The 14860-nt window shown below is 59.1% G+C and carries 16 protein-coding genes; 8 read left to right on the forward strand and 8 right to left on the reverse strand.

What is annotated here, in order from left to right; genetic code table 11:
- Positions 1-3: 3 nt before the first annotated feature.
- Genes cyoD through cyoA form a run of 4 tightly spaced genes read right to left on the reverse strand, consistent with a single transcriptional unit; the run spans position 4 to position 3951 of the window.
- Complete coding sequence (cyoD, locus tag AB7M25_RS25525) at positions 4-351, reverse strand: cytochrome o ubiquinol oxidase subunit IV (RefSeq protein WP_007970373.1); 348 nt, start codon at positions 349-351, stop codon at positions 4-6.
- Positions 352-978, reverse strand: a complete 627-nt coding sequence (locus AB7M25_RS25530; RefSeq protein WP_008000700.1) for a cytochrome o ubiquinol oxidase subunit III — start codon at positions 976-978, stop codon at positions 352-354. It lies immediately after the preceding gene.
- Positions 979-981: 3 nt separating this feature from the next.
- Positions 982-3012, reverse strand: coding sequence for a cytochrome o ubiquinol oxidase subunit I (gene cyoB / locus AB7M25_RS25535; RefSeq protein WP_429384046.1), 2031 nt, complete (start codon positions 3010-3012; stop codon positions 982-984).
- A 3-nt stretch (positions 3013-3015) separates the two neighbouring features.
- The gene (gene cyoA / locus AB7M25_RS25540; RefSeq protein ID WP_007970370.1) at positions 3016-3951 is read right to left on the reverse strand and encodes a ubiquinol oxidase subunit II; all 936 of its coding nucleotides are present in this window, start codon (positions 3949-3951) and stop codon (positions 3016-3018) included.
- 27 nt (positions 3952-3978) lie between these two features.
- Here cyoA and AB7M25_RS25545 point away from each other — a divergent pair, with 27 nt between their 5' ends.
- Positions 3979-4239 carry a hypothetical protein gene (locus AB7M25_RS25545; RefSeq protein WP_429384048.1) on the forward strand — a complete coding sequence of 87 codons (261 nt, stop codon included), beginning with the start codon at positions 3979-3981 and terminating at the stop codon, positions 4237-4239.
- A gap of 551 nt (positions 4240-4790) precedes the next feature.
- Here the strand turns inward: AB7M25_RS25545 and AB7M25_RS25550 are convergent.
- A complete protein-coding gene (locus tag AB7M25_RS25550) occupies positions 4791-5300 on the reverse strand; it encodes a disulfide bond formation protein B (protein ID WP_429384050.1) in 510 nt (169 codons plus the stop codon).
- Positions 5301-5576: 276 nt separating this feature from the next.
- On the reverse strand, positions 5577-6758 hold the full coding sequence (gene hmpA / locus AB7M25_RS25555; RefSeq protein ID WP_429517618.1) for an NO-inducible flavohemoprotein: 1182 nt from the start codon (positions 6756-6758) through the stop codon (positions 5577-5579).
- Between the two features lie 155 nt (positions 6759-6913).
- Here hmpA and norR point away from each other — a divergent pair, with 155 nt between their 5' ends.
- The 4 genes from norR (at position 6914) to AB7M25_RS25575 (ending at position 10596) form a co-directional block, all read left to right on the forward strand.
- The gene (gene norR / locus AB7M25_RS25560; protein WP_454238146.1) at positions 6914-8464 is read left to right on the forward strand and encodes a nitric oxide reductase transcriptional regulator NorR; all 1551 of its coding nucleotides are present in this window, start codon (positions 6914-6916) and stop codon (positions 8462-8464) included.
- A gap of 211 nt (positions 8465-8675) precedes the next feature.
- Positions 8676-9578 carry a chemotaxis protein CheV gene (locus tag AB7M25_RS25565; protein WP_007970363.1) on the forward strand — a complete coding sequence of 301 codons (903 nt, stop codon included), beginning with the start codon at positions 8676-8678 and terminating at the stop codon, positions 9576-9578.
- Between the two features lie 27 nt (positions 9579-9605).
- Positions 9606-10064: a GNAT family N-acetyltransferase gene (locus AB7M25_RS25570; RefSeq protein WP_454238147.1), complete on the forward strand. Its 459-nt coding sequence runs from the start codon at positions 9606-9608 to the stop codon at positions 10062-10064.
- A 205-nt stretch (positions 10065-10269) separates the two neighbouring features.
- Complete coding sequence (locus tag AB7M25_RS25575) at positions 10270-10596, forward strand: hypothetical protein (protein ID WP_429384058.1); 327 nt, start codon at positions 10270-10272, stop codon at positions 10594-10596.
- A gap of 105 nt (positions 10597-10701) precedes the next feature.
- Here the strand turns inward: AB7M25_RS25575 and AB7M25_RS25580 are convergent, their stop codons facing one another.
- Positions 10702-10959: a hypothetical protein gene (locus AB7M25_RS25580; protein WP_429384060.1), complete on the reverse strand. Its 258-nt coding sequence runs from the start codon at positions 10957-10959 to the stop codon at positions 10702-10704.
- A gap of 211 nt (positions 10960-11170) precedes the next feature.
- On the opposite strand from AB7M25_RS25580, the gene AB7M25_RS25585 reads away from it, so the two are divergent.
- Together AB7M25_RS25585 and AB7M25_RS25590 are read left to right on the forward strand one after the other, a co-directional pair.
- Positions 11171-12145 carry a 2-hydroxyacid dehydrogenase gene (locus tag AB7M25_RS25585; RefSeq protein ID WP_454238148.1) on the forward strand — a complete coding sequence of 325 codons (975 nt, stop codon included), beginning with the start codon at positions 11171-11173 and terminating at the stop codon, positions 12143-12145.
- 176 nt (positions 12146-12321) lie between these two features.
- Positions 12322-12870: a DUF2165 domain-containing protein gene (locus AB7M25_RS25590; RefSeq protein ID WP_429398013.1), complete on the forward strand. Its 549-nt coding sequence runs from the start codon at positions 12322-12324 to the stop codon at positions 12868-12870.
- On the opposite strand, the gene AB7M25_RS25595 is transcribed toward AB7M25_RS25590, so the two are convergent.
- Positions 12862-13764 (reverse strand): DMT family transporter, encoded by a 903-nt coding sequence (locus AB7M25_RS25595; protein WP_429384066.1) that lies wholly within the window; start codon positions 13762-13764, stop codon positions 12862-12864. The two genes, AB7M25_RS25590 and AB7M25_RS25595, sit on opposite strands and share 9 nt — an antisense overlap.
- 151 nt (positions 13765-13915) lie before the next feature.
- Between AB7M25_RS25595 and AB7M25_RS25600 the strand changes: the two genes are divergently transcribed.
- Positions 13916-14791 carry a helix-turn-helix domain-containing protein gene (locus AB7M25_RS25600; protein WP_429398011.1) on the forward strand — a complete coding sequence of 292 codons (876 nt, stop codon included), beginning with the start codon at positions 13916-13918 and terminating at the stop codon, positions 14789-14791.
- The last annotated feature ends 69 nt before the right edge of the window (positions 14792-14860 follow it).

The following is a 14860-nucleotide window of genomic DNA, read 5'->3' on the forward strand; positions in this document are numbered from 1 at the left end:
ACCTCACTTCGCCATCATGAACGTGTGGATGCTGAACATGATCCACAGCGACAAGCCAACCAGCAGGACAATCACGATCGCGGCGAAGACAAACGCAATCACGTTGTTACGCTGCGCGGCCGAACGGTCCAGGTGCAGGAAGTACACCAGGTGCACCAGTACCTGGATGACGGCGAACGCGACGACGATCATCAGGGTGATCGACTTCGGCAGCGTCGGGTACATCACCAGACCGAACGGGATCAGGGTCAGGATCACCGACAGGATGAAGCCGATGGCGTAGGACTTGACGCTGCCGTGACCGGCGTCGTGGCTGTCATGGCCATTGTGGGAATGAGCTGCGTTAGCCATTTACATAGTCCCCATCAGATAAACAACGGTGAATACGCAGATCCACACTACGTCCAGGAAGTGCCAGAACAGGCTCAGGCAGCTCAGACGGGTCTTGTTGGTCGCCGTCAGGCCCTTTTTCTGCACCTGGTACATCATGATCGCCATCCAGATCAGACCACTGGTCACGTGCAGACCGTGGGTGCCGACCAGGGTGAAGAACCCGGACAGGAAGCCGGAACGGTTAGGGCCGTAGCCCTCGGAGATCAGCATGTGGAACTCGTTGATCTCCATGCCGATGAAGCCGGCACCGAACAGGAAGGTCATGGCCAGCCAGCCCAGGACCTGCTTCTTGTTGCCACGGAAGAACGCCAGCATGGCGAAGCCGTAGGTGATCGAACTGAACAGCAGCAGAGCGGTTTCGCCCAGTACGTATGGCAGTTCGAAGATGTCGTGGCCCGACGGGCCACCCGCTACGTTGTTAACCAGTACCGCGTACGCCGCGAAGATCGACGCAAACAGAATGCAGTCGGTCATCAGGTAGAGCCAGAAACCGTATACGGTCATCTCGCCCGAGTCGTGGTGATGGTCATCATGCCCATGTCCATCGACATGGGTGTGTCCAGCATTGGTCACTAAGTTCGACATGGTTTAAGCCTGTTCCAACGAGGTTTCAACACGGGTGGCGGTGGCCGGGACTTTCCCTGCCGCAACCAGACGCTTGTGCTGCTCGGCTTCGATGCGCTCGATCACGTCGACCGGCACCATATAGCCTTGATCATCACGGGCCGCGTGGATCGCGAAGTAGATCACGGTGCCAGCCAGGCTCGCGATTGCCAGCCACCAGATGTGCCAGATCATCGCGAAACCGAACACGGTCAACAGCGCGCCCATCACCACACCGGTCGCGGTGTTGTTTGGCATGTGGATCGGCTCGTACCTGGCCGGAACCTTGTACGCAGTGCCGTTTTCCTTGGCTTCGGTGAACGGGTCGACAACGTCGGCTTTTGGCAGCACGGCGAAGTTGTAGAACGGAGGTGGCGACGAGGTCGACCATTCCAGGGTGTGTGCATTCCACGGGTCGCCGTGTTCACACATGTTTTCCGGCTTGTTGCGGTCACGCACGCTGACGTACAGCTGGATCAGCTGGCAAGCGATACCCACGGCGATCATCACCGCACCGAACATGGCGACGTACAGGTACGGCACCCACTCAGGGTTGGTGGTGGCGTTCAGACGACGGGTCATGCCCATGAAGCCCAGTGCATAGAGCGGCATGAACGCGACGAAGAAGCCCGAGATCCAGAACCAGAATGCAGCCTTGCCCCAACCTTCGTGCAGCTTGAAGCCGAACGCTTTAGGGAAGTAGAAGCCGAAACCGGCGATGTAACCGAATACCGCACCGCCGATGATCACGTTGTGGAAGTGCGCGATCACGAACAGGCTGTTGTGCAGAACGAAGTCGGCACCCGGGATGGCCAGCAGTACGCCGGTCATGCCGCCGATGGCGAAGGTCACCATGAAGCCCAGGGTCCAGAGAACCTGGCTGGTGAAACGCAGACGGCCCTGGTAGATGGTGAACAGCCAGTTGAACAGTTTCACACCCGTCGGGATGGAAATCAGCATCGTCGCCAGACCGAAGAAGGCGTTGACGCTGGCACCCGAGCCCATGGTGAAGAAGTGGTGCAGCCAAACCATGAAGCCCAGGATCGAGATTGCGCCCGATGCGTAGATCATCGAGTGGTGGCCGAACAGTTTCTTGCCGGTGAAGGTCGAGATGACTTCGGAGAAGATACCGAACGCCGGCAGGATCAGGATGTACACCTCAGGGTGACCCCAGGCCCAGAACAGGTTCACGTACATCATCGGATTGCCACCAAGTTCATTGGTGAAAATGTGGAAATCCATGTAACGGTCAAGCGTCAGCAGCGCCAGAGTAGCGGTCAGGATCGGGAACGAAGCCACGATCAGGACGTTGGCCCAGGTGCAGGTCCAGGTGAAGATCGGCATGTCCATCAGCTTCATGCCAGGGGTACGCATTTTCAGCACGGTAGCGAGGAAGTTAACCCCCGTTAACGTTGTCCCCAAACCGGATAGCTGTAGCGCCCAGATGTAGTAGTCCATCCCCACGCCAGGGCTGTATTGCAGGCCCGACAGCGGCGGATAGGCAACCCAGCCGGTCTTGGCGAATTCGCCGACGCCCAGGGACAGGTTGATCAGCACCACGCCGGAAACCAGCAGCCAGAAGCTCAGGGAGTTCAGGAACGGGAAGGCAACGTCACGCGCGCCGATCTGTAGCGGCACTGCAAGGTTCATCAGGCCGGTGAAGAATGGCATCGCCATGAAGATGATCATGATCACACCGTGAGCGGTGAAGATCTGGTCATAGTGTTCAGGTGGCAGGTAGCCAGGCGAACCCTCGGTGGCCATGGCCAACTGGGTACGCATCATGATGGCGTCGGCAAAGCCGCGCAGCAGCATGACCATGGCGACGATGATGTACATCACGCCGATTTTCTTGTGGTCGACCGACGTCAGCCACTCGGTCCACAGGTAGGTCCACTTCTTGAAGTAGGTGATTGCAGCGAACAACGCCAGACCACCGAGCGCGATCATGGAGATGGTCACCATGACGATCGGCTCGTGGAACGGGATCGCTTCCCAACTTAATTTACCAAACATCGTTTACTCCTCTGCCCCGGCAGCTGAATGCGAGTTCATGTCCGTAGCGGCCACTTCTTTCTCTTTCTTCTCGTGGTGCACCTTAGGACCCGGTTTCATGCCTTCGTACTTGTCGACGATGGTCTGGAACAGGTTCGGTGTCACCGAGGAGTAGAGCTCGACTGGGTTGTTCTGGCTTGGCTTGGCAAGGGCTGCGTATTCAGCTTGTTCAAGCTGTTTAGGTGCCTTTTTGACTTCACTTACCCAGGCGTCGAAATCTTCCTGGGAAGTTGCGATCGCTTTGAATTTCATGCCGGTGAAACCAGCGCCACTGTAGTTGGCGGAGATACCGTCCATTTCAGCGTTTTCGTTGGCGATCAGGTGCAGCTTGGTCTGCATGCCCGCCATCGCGTAGATCTGGCCACCCAGCGCAGGGATGAAGAACGAGTTCATCACGGCGTCAGAGGTAATGCGGAAGTTGATCGGGGTGTGCGCCGGGAACACGATCTTGTTGACCGTGGCGATGCCTTGTTCCGGGTAGATGAACAGCCACTTCCAGTCCAGCGCGACCACTTCGATGGTCACCGGCTTCACGTCCGATTCCAGCGGCTTGTACGGGTCCAGAGCGTGGGTCGACTTGTAGGTGACGTAACCCAGGGCAATGATGATCAGCACTGGAACGGCCCACACCGCGATCTCGATCTTGGTGGAGTGGTTCCATTTCGGGGTGTAGGTAGCGTTGGTGTTGGACGCGCGGTATTTCCAGGCGAACAGGAAGGTCATGACGATGACCGGAATCACGACCAACAGCATCAGCAGCGTTGCGGTGATGATCAGGTTTCGCTCGTCCAGACCGACCTGGCCCTTGGGATTGAGCAAGGTCATGTTGCAGCCTGACAGCAACAACGTGCCGATCAGCGGCAATAAGCCTAGTAGTCTGGGGTACCTGTTTTTACTCATCTCACGACCTCTAAAGCAGCTTGCGCAATGCAGTTGGGTTTTGATCGCCAACACTTCACCCTGCCAAGGGTTGGCATTTTTCTTGGATTGAATAAGGGCATGCCCGTCGTGCGTCAGACGCTGTACGACAAATCCCGGGCCTGCGGTGAGTTCTTATTCGAATTCGTGGTCAAAGGCCTTGTTACAGACCAATTCCATTTGGTGCGGGTAGTTGGAGGCTCCGACACCTGGGCATCGCATGAAGCCACCAGACCTCTCGACACCCTGTTCCTGCTCATGCCTGGTTAAGATTTGAGCAGCGTCGGGAATTCAGTGCGGGCGATTGTAGATATGTAGCGTTTTATAAACCATGTCTCATCCCGAAATAATTTTTATCCGAACCGGCAACAATCATTCACCGTTTTCGCAAAAGTGGCGCATCTTATCGAAATTGATTCTCAACAAAAACACCAAAATAAGTAGGTCTTCCGCCCACAGTTCAGACAGTATCGGGTGCCTCCCTGATGCCCTTGACCCTGCCAGAGGCCCGGTATGACGGGGACTGCGGCCATTCGCCAGGCCCTGTTAAAACTGCCTGTTCGGGTTCGGAACGGAAAAAACCGGTAGCCTGCAAAACAGCCCAATTTCGTTACGATTCCATGTGCCAATCCGGCTTCCATGAACGCCCTGCGACACGGACTCTGTGACAACATGTCGCACATGTATCGCACCCTTGGCTGCCCCACATCACGGCCTTTTTACCTGGTCCCTGGAATGCGCTCCTCAACACAAAAAAAGCCCCACTCCTCACTGCAAGGAACGGGGCTTTTTTGTCCGACAATGTACGGCGGCAGATGACCTCAGCGCAGCGCTTTGCGGTTACGCGACGTCAACAGCGGCACCAGCACCACGATCAGTACGAAAGCCACCAGCGCCCACTGCGCCAGCGACAAACCAAGGATCGGCGGGTATGGCGTGGAGCAGAAACCATCGACCTGGAAACCCAGCGGGAAGATCTTCGCCAGCGGCAAGTCATCGACAATCGGTTGCAGCACATCGATGCCGCAGCTGACCGCCGGATAGAACTGCGTATAGACGTGGTGCCCGGCAACGCCTGCACCTGCCAGCGCGCAGATCACCACCAGGGCTTCGAACACCGTGATGCTGCGACGGTTGCGCATGGCCGCGCCGATGAAGGCGAAGATCGCAATCAGCAGCAACGCATAACGTTGCAGGATGCACAGCGGGCAAGGCGCCTCGCCCAGGACAATTTGCATGTACAGCGCGCCGCCGATCAACGCCAGGCAAATGATGCCCAACAACACCAGGTAGCGCCGCTCACGCCCCAACCGCATGGATTCATCGCTCATCGCGTTTCCCTTCAAGATTCGAGTGCCCGCCAGTCTACACGCTGGCCCGGACCTTTGAGAGTCTGGAGCATGTCCGGGGGATTCGGGGGGAATAGACGACAAAGCGGTTAAGGAGGGATTAACTTTTCAGCTTTTTTCCATTCAAGACCGCGTCGCCTTCATCGCGGGCAAGCCCGCTCCCACAGGGATTTGTGTCGATCCAGATTGATGTGAACGACACAGAACCTGTGGGAGCGGGCTTGCCCGCGATGAGGGCGACGCGGTCTCCGGTACTATTTATTCCAGCGCCGCTGCCGGCCCGAAGAACTCATAGCGGCTTTGCTTCTCCGGCACACCCAGTGCCTTGAGATGGCGCTTGATGGACGCCATGAAACCTTTCGGCCCCAGGAAGTAAACATCCAGGTCACGTTGCTCCGGAAGCCATGCATTCAACTGCTGCTGGCTCAACAAACCGACCTTGTGCGCCGCCGGGCTCACGCCGTCGTCCTCGGAATAGCAGTAGAAGCGCTTGAGTTGCGGGTGACGCTCGGCCAGGCCATCGATCCAGTCGCGGAAAGCATGGACGCTGCCGTTTCGCGCGCAGTGGATGAAATGCACCGGCCGCTGGGTCTCCAGCGCCGCTTCGAGCATCGCCAGGGTCGGGGTGATGCCGACGCCGCCGCTGATCAGCACCAGCGGTTTGTCGCTGGCGGTCAGGGTGAACTCGCCCGATGGCGGGAACAATTGGATGGTGTCGCCGACATGCATCTGGTCATGCAGGTAGTTGGACGCGCGACCACCGGCTTCACGCTTGACGCTGATGCGGTACTGGCCTTTGTTTGCCCGCGCCGACAGCGAGTAGTTGCGACGGATCTCTTCACCGTCGAGGATCAGTTTCATGCCGATGTACTGGCCGGGTTCTGCCGCCAGGATCGGGCCTTTGTCCGCCGGTTCGAAGTAGAACGAAGTGATCTCGGCGCTCTCCTGGACCTTGTCCACCACGAGGAACTCCCGCGCCCCGCGCCAGCCGCCGTGGGCCTGTTCTTTTTGGTCGTAAACGCTGGCTTCGGCACCGATCAGGATGTCTGCCAGCTGGCCGTAGGCCGCGCCCCAGGCCGCGATCACTTGCGGGGTGGCGATCTCTTCACCCAACACTTCGGCAATGGCCCGCAGCAGGCAGCTGCCGACAATCGGATAGTGCTCAGGCAGGATCTGCAAGGCCACGTGCTTGTTGATGATCTTGGCCACCAGGTCGCCCAACTGGTCGAGCTGGTCGATATGGCGCGCATACATCAGTACGCCATTGGCCAGGGCACGCGGCTGGTCACCGCTGGCCTGGTGGGCCTGGTTGAACAGCGGGCGGACTTGCGGGTATTCGGAGAGCATCATGCGATAGAAGTGCGTGATCAGCGCCTCACCACCGCTTTCGAGCAGCGGTACGGTGGATTTGACGATGGCACGGTCTTGAGCGCTCAGCATAAGGTGACTCCTGGTCTTCTTGGGTTGCTAACGGATTACCTATGCACTTCAGCTTTCGTGCCAACTATTTAATCGTTAAAAATCAATTAGTTAAAAACATAATAGTCATTTCGACACTGTCTGCCTTATAGTCATACCGACTACACGGAGTCACTATGACTGCAAAACCACTGCTCACCGCTTTGCTGCCCCTGGTCTCCGACCTGTCCCGCGAACTGCCCGAGGGTGAGCGTTATCGCCGCCTGCTGGAGGCCATGCGCGCCCTGCTCCCGTGCGATGCCGCCGCCCTGCTGCGCCTTGATGGCGAATGGCTGGTGCCACTGGCCGTCGACGGCCTGAGTACCGACACCCTCGGTCGGCGTTTCAAAGTCAGTGAGCACCCGCGTTTCGCAGCGCTGCTCAGCGGCCCCGGTCCGACCCGTTTCGCTGCCGACAGCGACTTGCCTGATCCCTATGACGGCCTGGTCGATGGCTTGGATGATCACCTGGAAGTCCACGACTGCATGGGTTGCCCCTTGTTCATCGACGAGCGCCCATGGGGTCTGCTGACCCTCGATGCCCTCGATCCGGAGCGTTTCGAACCGATCGAACTGGATGCCCTGCAAGCCTTCGCCAGCCTTGCGGCCGCCACGGTCAACGCCGCCGAGCGCATCGAGCGGCTGAACAACCGGGTCGAAGATGAGCATCAGCGCGCCGAGGTCTACCGCCAGGCCAGCGGCCAGCAGAATCGCGAGTTGATTGGCCAGAGCAAGGCCCACAAGCGTCTGGTCGAAGAAATCAGCCTGGTCGGCGGCAGCGACCTGACCGTGCTGATCACTGGCGAAACCGGGGTCGGCAAGGAGTTGGTGGCCCAAGCCATCCATGCCGCCTCGCCCCGCGCCGACAAACCGATCATCAGCCTCAACTGCGCCGCGTTGCCCGATACCTTGGTGGAAAGCGAGTTGTTCGGCCATGTCCGCGGCGCCTTTACCGGGGCGATGAACGACCGTCGTGGCAAGTTCGAACTGGCCAATGGCGGCACGCTGTTTCTTGATGAAGTCGGTGAGTTGTCGCTGACCGTGCAGGCCAAGTTGTTGCGCGTGTTGCAGAGCGGTCAATTGCAGCGACTGGGTTCGGACCAGGAGCATCAGGTCGACGTGCGCCTGATCGCGGCGACCAACCGCGACCTCGCCGAGGAAGTGCGCAGCGGTCGTTACCGTGCCGACTTCTACCATCGTCTCAGTGTTTATCCGCTGCTGGTGCCGGCCCTGCGCGATCGCGGGCGCGATGTGCTGCTGCTCAGCGGTTACTTCCTCGAGCAGAACCGCTCGCGCATGGGCCTCAACAGCCTGCGCCTGAACAGCGACGCCCAGGCCGCGCTATTGGCCTACGACTGGCCCGGCAATGTGCGCGAGCTTGAACATTTGATCGGCCGCAGCGCCTTGAAAGCCCTGGGCAATTGCAAGGAACGGCCGAAGATTCTCAGCCTGAGCGCCGCCGACCTGGACTTGCCCAACGCCAGCGTTGAAACCGCCACCGAGCAACCTGTTGCCACCGTCACCCAAGCGCCGATCGGCGATTTGCGTGAGGCCACCGAGCGATATCAGCGTCAAATGATCGGTGCCTGCCTGGAACGGCATAACAACAACTGGGCAAGCGCGGCCCGTGAGCTAGGCTTGGATCGGGCGAACCTGGGGCGGATGGCCAAGCGGTTGGGGATGAAATAACCCGGCATTTGTTTTTTGTAGGAGCCGGCTTGCCGGCGATAGCGTCCTTGAGGGCGCCATCGCCAGCAAGCCGGCTCCTACCGTTCGAATCACCCTTTGGTGGGTAATGGAGGCATTTGCCCTAAAGCCTGCCCCCGACAAGTCGATAACCCGGCATCGAAGTCATGGCGATCCCGGGATTGCCCGTCACCTTTTTCCAGAGAAGGTTCCTATGTCCTCCACCAAAGCCCGCGCAGACTCACTTTCGCTTCTGCTGTTTACCTTGCGCAGCGGCAAGCTGATGGCGATCAACCTGCTCAAGGTCAGTGAGATCATTCCCTGCCCGCCGCTGACCCGGCTGCCGGAATCACACCCCCACGTCAAAGGCATCGCCACCCTGCGCGGTGCATCGCTGTCGGTGATCGACCTCAGCCGCGCCATTGGCGAGCGCCCGCTGGAAGACCCCAACGGCGGCTGCCTGATCGTCACGGATGTCAGCCGCTCCAAGCAGGGCCTGCACGTGCAGGCCGTGAGCAAGATCGTCCATTGCCTGACCACCGACATCCGCCCACCGCCCTTCGGCTCCGGTGGTTTGCGCGCTTACATCACCGGCGTGACGTCGGTCGATGGCACCCTGGTGCAGGTCCTGGACATCGAAAAAGTCATCCACGGCATCGCCCCGGCACAAATCGAAATGGCGCCGACCGAACTGAGCATGGAAGACGCCGAACTGCTGGGCAACGCGCGCATCCTGGTGGTCGACGACAGCCAGGTCGCCTTGCAGCAATCGGTGCACACCCTGCGTAACCTTGGCCTGCAATGCCATACCGCCCGCAGCGCCAAGGAAGCCATCGACTGTCTGCTGGATCTGCAAGGCACCGCGCAGCAGATCAACCTGATCGTCTCGGACATCGAAATGTCCGAGATGGACGGCTACGCCTTCACCCGCACCCTGCGGGAAACCCCGGACTTCGCGCATCTTTATGTCTTGCTGCACACGTCGCTGGACAGTGCGATGAACGCCGAGAAAGCAAGGCTGGCGGGAGCTAACGCGGTGCTGACCAAGTTCTCTTCGCCGGAATTGACCCAGTGCCTGATCACTGCGGCCAAGGCTGTCGCCGAACAGGGATATTGAGCCTTGGCCGAGGATTTTTGCTGGCTGATGCGGCGCGACCTCACTGAAGTCGTGCCGTCACCCGATTGGCCAGCCGGCCTGCAACTGAACGAATACCATCCCGAAATCGGCGCAGCCGTGCACCGGTTGATGGAGTTCGGTTACCTGGAAGGTGGCGGTCGCGTGGCAGCGCTGGACATGTGGCAATGGCAGTTCGAGAACGACCCGGAATATGACCCGGCGCTGTGCTTGATCGCCCGGGATGCCGAAGGCATTGTTGGCGTGTGCCAGTGCTGGACCAGCGCCTACATCAAGAACCTGGTGGTGCATCCACGGTTTCAGGGCCGAGGATTGGGACGTGCCTTGTTGTTGCAGGCGTTCAAGGTGTTCCAGCAGCGGCGTGAAGGATGTGTGGATCTGAAGGTGCTGGAAGACAACCACCGGGCGCGGCGATTGTATGAAAGTGTCGGGATGCGTGCCGTTCGCCGGGAGCCGGTTCCAGACTGATACGCCGCCATCGTCGGAGCGCTGCCTGGAGCAAGCTCGCTCCCACAGGGTTATGTGTCATGCACAGAATTTGTGGCCGTACTCGGTCACTGTGGGAGCGGCGGTGCGGCGATCCGACTTGCCCGCGAAGAGGCCGGCAAAACCGCCTCAAAACGATCAGGCATACTCCAGCCTTGGCCATTGCACATCCAAGGACGCCTGAACCATGAAAGCAGCAACACTGACTATTCTCTGCCTCACCGCCCTCACCTCTCAGGCCCACGCCTCCAGCCCCGACGCCTGGGCCGCCTACGACAAGGCCGTACTCGCCAGTTGCACCAAGGCCAGCGGCCTGAAAGACGCCAAACCCGTGGGCAACGCCGCACAGTTCGATGACCGGGTTGGCTATACCGCGCTCCTGCTCCAGGGCCAGTACCCGCAAAAGCACATGAAAGGTGCACAAGGCACCGAGCTGTGCCTCTACAACAAAAAGAGCAAAACCGCGTACGTCACCGAATGGGACTCCATCCGCCTGGCCGCCAAGGCCAATTGAGCTGCGCACATTTCGTTGCGGGCAGTTTGATCAAAAACTTGGGCTACGGGCAACGGCCCCATCGCGAGCCTGCTCGCGATGACGGCAGGCCAGGCACTGGAAATTTCAGCGCTTGCCCATCGACCGACGAGTCCCCGGCGGCGCCATGCCCGGCGTCTTGGTGTGGCCGTTCTTGGCGCCGTTCTTGTACCACGGCTGGTTCGAGCCCTTGGCTGCCGCCAGTTCGCCCGGCTTGAACGGGAACTTGAATGCCGGGATTTCGGCTTTGGTTTCGCTGTCGGCGCTGGAGTCGACGCTGTCTGGCAGCTCTGCCTGCACGTCGCTCTGGGCGTCGGCGACCGACGGTTGTTTCGGGGAAGTCATGAAAGCTCCGGGTGATGCATGAGATGTCGGGCCCGGTGAGTGAGCCGCATGCCACAGTATAAGAATGCGGCAGTATACCGGAACGGCAGCGACAAGCTTCAACCGGCCAGCTTCAATTTAAAACGATGAGGTCGGCTTTTAAACTTGCAGCTTGCCGCGTGAAACTTGTAGCTTGCTAAGCATTCTTCACCGCCCGACGAGCCCGCCTCTCATGAAAAAGACTGTCCTGGCCTTCAGCCGCGTCACCCCGGCAATGGTCGAACGCCTGCAACAGGATTTCGACGTCATCGTGCCGAATCCGAAAAATGGCGACATCAACGCCCAGTTCAACGAAGCCCTGCCCCACGCCCACGGCCTGATCGGCGTTGGTCGCAAACTCGGCCGCGCCCAATTGGAAAACGCCGCGAGACTGGAAGTGGTGTCCAGCGTCTCGGTGGGCTACGACAATTATGACTTGGCCTACTTCAACGAACGCGGAATCATGCTGACCAACACGCCGGACGTGCTCACCGAAAGCACCGCCGACCTGGCGTTCGCGCTATTGATGAGCAGCGCGCGCCGCGTTGCCGAACTGGATGCCTGGACCAAGGCCGGGCAATGGCAAGCCACTGTCGGTGCGCAGCTGTTCGGTTGCGATGTGCATGGCAAGACCCTGGGCATAGTCGGCATGGGCAACATCGGTGCGGCCATCGCCCGACGTGGTCGCCTGGGGTTCAACATGCCGGTCATCTACAGCGGCAACAGTCGCAAGACCAGGCTGGAGCAGGAGCTCGGCGCGCAGTTTCGCACCCTCGATCAATTGCTGGCCGAAGCTGATTTCGTCTGCCTGGTGGTGCCGCTCAGCGAGAAAACCAGGCACTTGATCAGCCATCGTGAACTGGCGCTGATGAAGCCGAGTGCCATTCTGGTGAACATCGCCCGTGGCCCGGTAGTGGATGAACCGGCGCTGATCGAAGCGCTGCAAAACAAGCGCATTCGTGGTGCCGGGCTGGACGTGTACGAAAAAGAACCCCTGGCCGAGTCGCCGCTGTTCCAGCTGAACAACGCCGTGACCTTGCCGCACATCGGCTCGGCCACCCATGAGACCCGCGATGCCATGGCCAACCGTGCCTTGGCCAACTTGCGCAGCGCCCTGTTGGGCGAGCGCCCGCAGGACCTGGTCAACCCGCAAGTCTGGAAGGGCTGACGCAAAACGGGCAGGTGTTACAAGCGCCTGCCCTTTGCCCTCAGAAGTTCAATTAAAACAAGCTAGCATTAAACCAATACACACTTTGCAATTCAGCACATCACCCTGCAATAGAACCATCCGCTAGAATCCGTTACTTGAAAGGAAACCTTCTTTAACAATAACGGAGAAAAATCTTGAATTCACTCAATACCAACCAGATCATTAGAATCAGCAAAACCTCGATTCTGCTATTTATCAGCTTTTTCGGGCTATTGACGACTTACAACAATTTCGCCGACTACTCCACAAACTACGAATATCTCGCCCATATACTGAGCATGGACACGACCCTGAATCAACTCAAGTACAGTAATAGAGCCATCACATCGCCCCTGCTTCATCATCGGATCTTTTGGCTGATCATTACACTTGAAATCATGTTTACACTCTTCTGCACAATAGGAACCTACTATCTTTATAAAAACATAAACACCAGCAAGGAAGCATTCCACGAAGCAAAAAAATTTGCAGTTATCGGGTTACTGATTGCTATTTTTATATATTACGTTTGTTTTCAGGCCGTCGGTATTGAATGGTTCAATATGGACGAATCAAAAAAATGGAACTACAGGGACTGGGGGCGGCAAGCAGTTGACTTCATACTGTTATCCCTGATTTACATTGCCTTGCCGATCGAGAGTGCAGAGCCGCCGATCTCGCCCGCCTCTGCTGAATCACGCTAACTTGCCAGTTCCCTGCATCAACGGCACTTTCGGTTTGCGAAACACCAGTACGTTCCCCGACATCACCAACACCAGCCCCAACAGCGCCGGTATTGTCCATTGATAACCCTCGGCAAACGCCGACACGTTGAGCGCCACCACCGGAAACAGCACTGTGCAGTACGCCGCCCGCTCAGGCCCCATGCGCCCGACGAGTGTGAGATAGGCGGTGAAGCCGATCACCGACCCGGGAATCACCAGGTACAACAGTGAGCCGATGTAACGCGCGCTCATTTCAATGTCGAAGGGAATGCCTTTGACCAGGCACCACACCGAGAGCATCGCCGCCCCGTAGGCCATGCCCCAGGCGTTGGTGGTCAGTGGCTTGAGACCGGCCTTCTGTTGCAGGCTTGAGAGCATGTTGCCCGCCGAGAAACACAAGGTGCCGCACAGGGCCAGACCAAGGCCGAGCAAGGTTTCCGGGCTGGCGGTATGCCCGGCCAGTTCCGGCCAGAACAGCAGTCCCAACCCAAGCAGGCCCAGCGCACCGCCCATCAGCACGTTGCGGGCGATTCTCTGGCCGAAGAACACTCGCGCGTTGAGGGCATTCCACAGGGTGGCGGTGGAAAACACGACGGCCACCAGACCGCTGGGGATCCACTGGCTCGCGGTGAGGAAGCACATGAAGTTGACGCAGAACAGGCACAGGCCCTGAGCCAGGCAAATCAAATGCCCGCGACGGTTCATCACTTGCAGGCGCCGACTGAGCAACAGGATCACGAACAGCACCAGCGCGGCGAGGCCGAAGCGATAGACGATCGACACGGGAATCGCCACCACGCCCAGTTGCCATTTCAGGGCAATCCAGGTGGTGCCCCAGATCAGCACGGTCAGCAGGTACAGAGAAAGGTTCATGGCAAAGGCTCCTCGATAGGCGCCCAGTGTCCGGCGTCACGCCTTGGGGCACTTGCATAAACTTGCGCTTTTGTCTGGCGACAGGCTGGCAGGCGCACGTCTACGGAGTAGGATGCAGGGCGTTGGATGCTGGTGTTAGAGAGCAACGATCATGGCTGCACTGGATACCCTACAAGTCTTTCAAGCCCTCAACCGCTCGCCGAATGCTCGTCTGGAGCACAGCGCCGAGCTGGGTGACGGCTTGTCTGCAGCCTTGTGGAGCAATCACCACGACGCACAGGAATACGAAGCACCCAGCCACCACACGTTGTCCTGTTACATAGCCGGCGGCACCGGCACCTTCCGTCGCGATCAGCCCGGCAACAAGGGCGGTCCGGACAAACTGTGCATCCTGCCGGCCGACCACCAGTCAGGCTGGGTGATCAACGGTGACATCCGCCTGGCACACCTGTATTTCAGCCCCGAACAATTTGCCCTCGGCTGCGTCACCCTGCTCGATCGCGAACCCCGGGAAATGCAGCTGCGCGAGCAGACGTTTCTCGATGACCCGCAGCAGGCGCTGCGATTTCGGCAGTTGATCAGCTTGAACTGGGACGAGCCGGGCGAACGCCTGCTGACCAGCAGCCTGGCCCACGAACTGCTCAGCCATGCCCTGCTCAGCCAGGTCAACGCCCGGCAAGGCCTGCGCCTTAAAGGTGGATTGGCCGCGCATCAGCGCCGGCATCTGGTGGAGTACATCGACAGCCATCTGGACCAGGCCATCAGCCTCGGTCAGTTGGCGGCGTTGTGCGCGTTGTCGGAGTACCACTTCGCGCGGATGTTCCGCGAGAGCTTCGGCTTGCCGCCCCACCAGTACCTGCTGGCGCGGCGCCTGAACCGGGCGCGGGAATTGCTGCGCACGACCTCGCAACCACTGGGGGAGATTGCGCTGGCTTGCGGTTTTTCCAGTGCCAGCCACTTCACCAACCGCTTTCGCCAGGCATTGGGGGGAACGCCCGGCCAGTATCGACAGGCGTTTTTGCGCTAGGTCCGATTATTTATCGCCTGTACTGCCGCCATCGCGGGCAAGCCCGCTCCCACAGGTTCAGTGTCTGTC

This window comes from Pseudomonas sp. AP3_22 TE3818, from assembly GCF_053628995.1.

What these genes read in the sequence shown, in the direction of transcription:
- cyoD (WP_007970373.1), bottom strand. Translation starts at nt 351, where the DNA reads ATGGCTAACGCAGCTCATTCCCACAATGGCCATGACAGCCACGACGCC.
- norR (WP_454238146.1), top strand. Translation starts at nt 6,914, where the DNA reads ATGACTGCAAAACCACTGCTCACCGCTTTGCTGCCCCTGGTCTCCGAC.
- AB7M25_RS25565 (WP_007970363.1), top strand. Translation starts at nt 8,676, where the DNA reads ATGTCCTCCACCAAAGCCCGCGCAGACTCACTTTCGCTTCTGCTGTTT.
- hmpA (WP_429517618.1), bottom strand. Translation starts at nt 6,758, where the DNA reads ATGCTGAGCGCTCAAGACCGTGCCATCGTCAAATCCACCGTACCGCTG.
- AB7M25_RS25600 (WP_429398011.1), top strand. Translation starts at nt 13,916, where the DNA reads ATGGCTGCACTGGATACCCTACAAGTCTTTCAAGCCCTCAACCGCTCG.
- AB7M25_RS25575 (WP_429384058.1), top strand. Translation starts at nt 10,270, where the DNA reads ATGAAAGCAGCAACACTGACTATTCTCTGCCTCACCGCCCTCACCTCT.
- AB7M25_RS25585 (WP_454238148.1), top strand. Translation starts at nt 11,171, where the DNA reads ATGAAAAAGACTGTCCTGGCCTTCAGCCGCGTCACCCCGGCAATGGTC.
- AB7M25_RS25570 (WP_454238147.1), top strand. Translation starts at nt 9,606, where the DNA reads ATGCGGCGCGACCTCACTGAAGTCGTGCCGTCACCCGATTGGCCAGCC.
- AB7M25_RS25530 (WP_008000700.1), bottom strand. Translation starts at nt 978, where the DNA reads ATGTCGAACTTAGTGACCAATGCTGGACACACCCATGTCGATGGACAT.
- cyoB (WP_429384046.1), bottom strand. Translation starts at nt 3,012, where the DNA reads ATGTTTGGTAAATTAAGTTGGGAAGCGATCCCGTTCCACGAGCCGATC.
- AB7M25_RS25595 (WP_429384066.1), bottom strand. Translation starts at nt 13,764, where the DNA reads ATGAACCTTTCTCTGTACCTGCTGACCGTGCTGATCTGGGGCACCACC.
- AB7M25_RS25545 (WP_429384048.1), top strand. Translation starts at nt 3,979, where the DNA reads ATGCAGTTGGGTTTTGATCGCCAACACTTCACCCTGCCAAGGGTTGGC.
- cyoA (WP_007970370.1), bottom strand. Translation starts at nt 3,951, where the DNA reads ATGAGTAAAAACAGGTACCCCAGACTACTAGGCTTATTGCCGCTGATC.
- AB7M25_RS25550 (WP_429384050.1), bottom strand. Translation starts at nt 5,300, where the DNA reads ATGAGCGATGAATCCATGCGGTTGGGGCGTGAGCGGCGCTACCTGGTG.
- AB7M25_RS25580 (WP_429384060.1), bottom strand. Translation starts at nt 10,959, where the DNA reads ATGACTTCCCCGAAACAACCGTCGGTCGCCGACGCCCAGAGCGACGTG.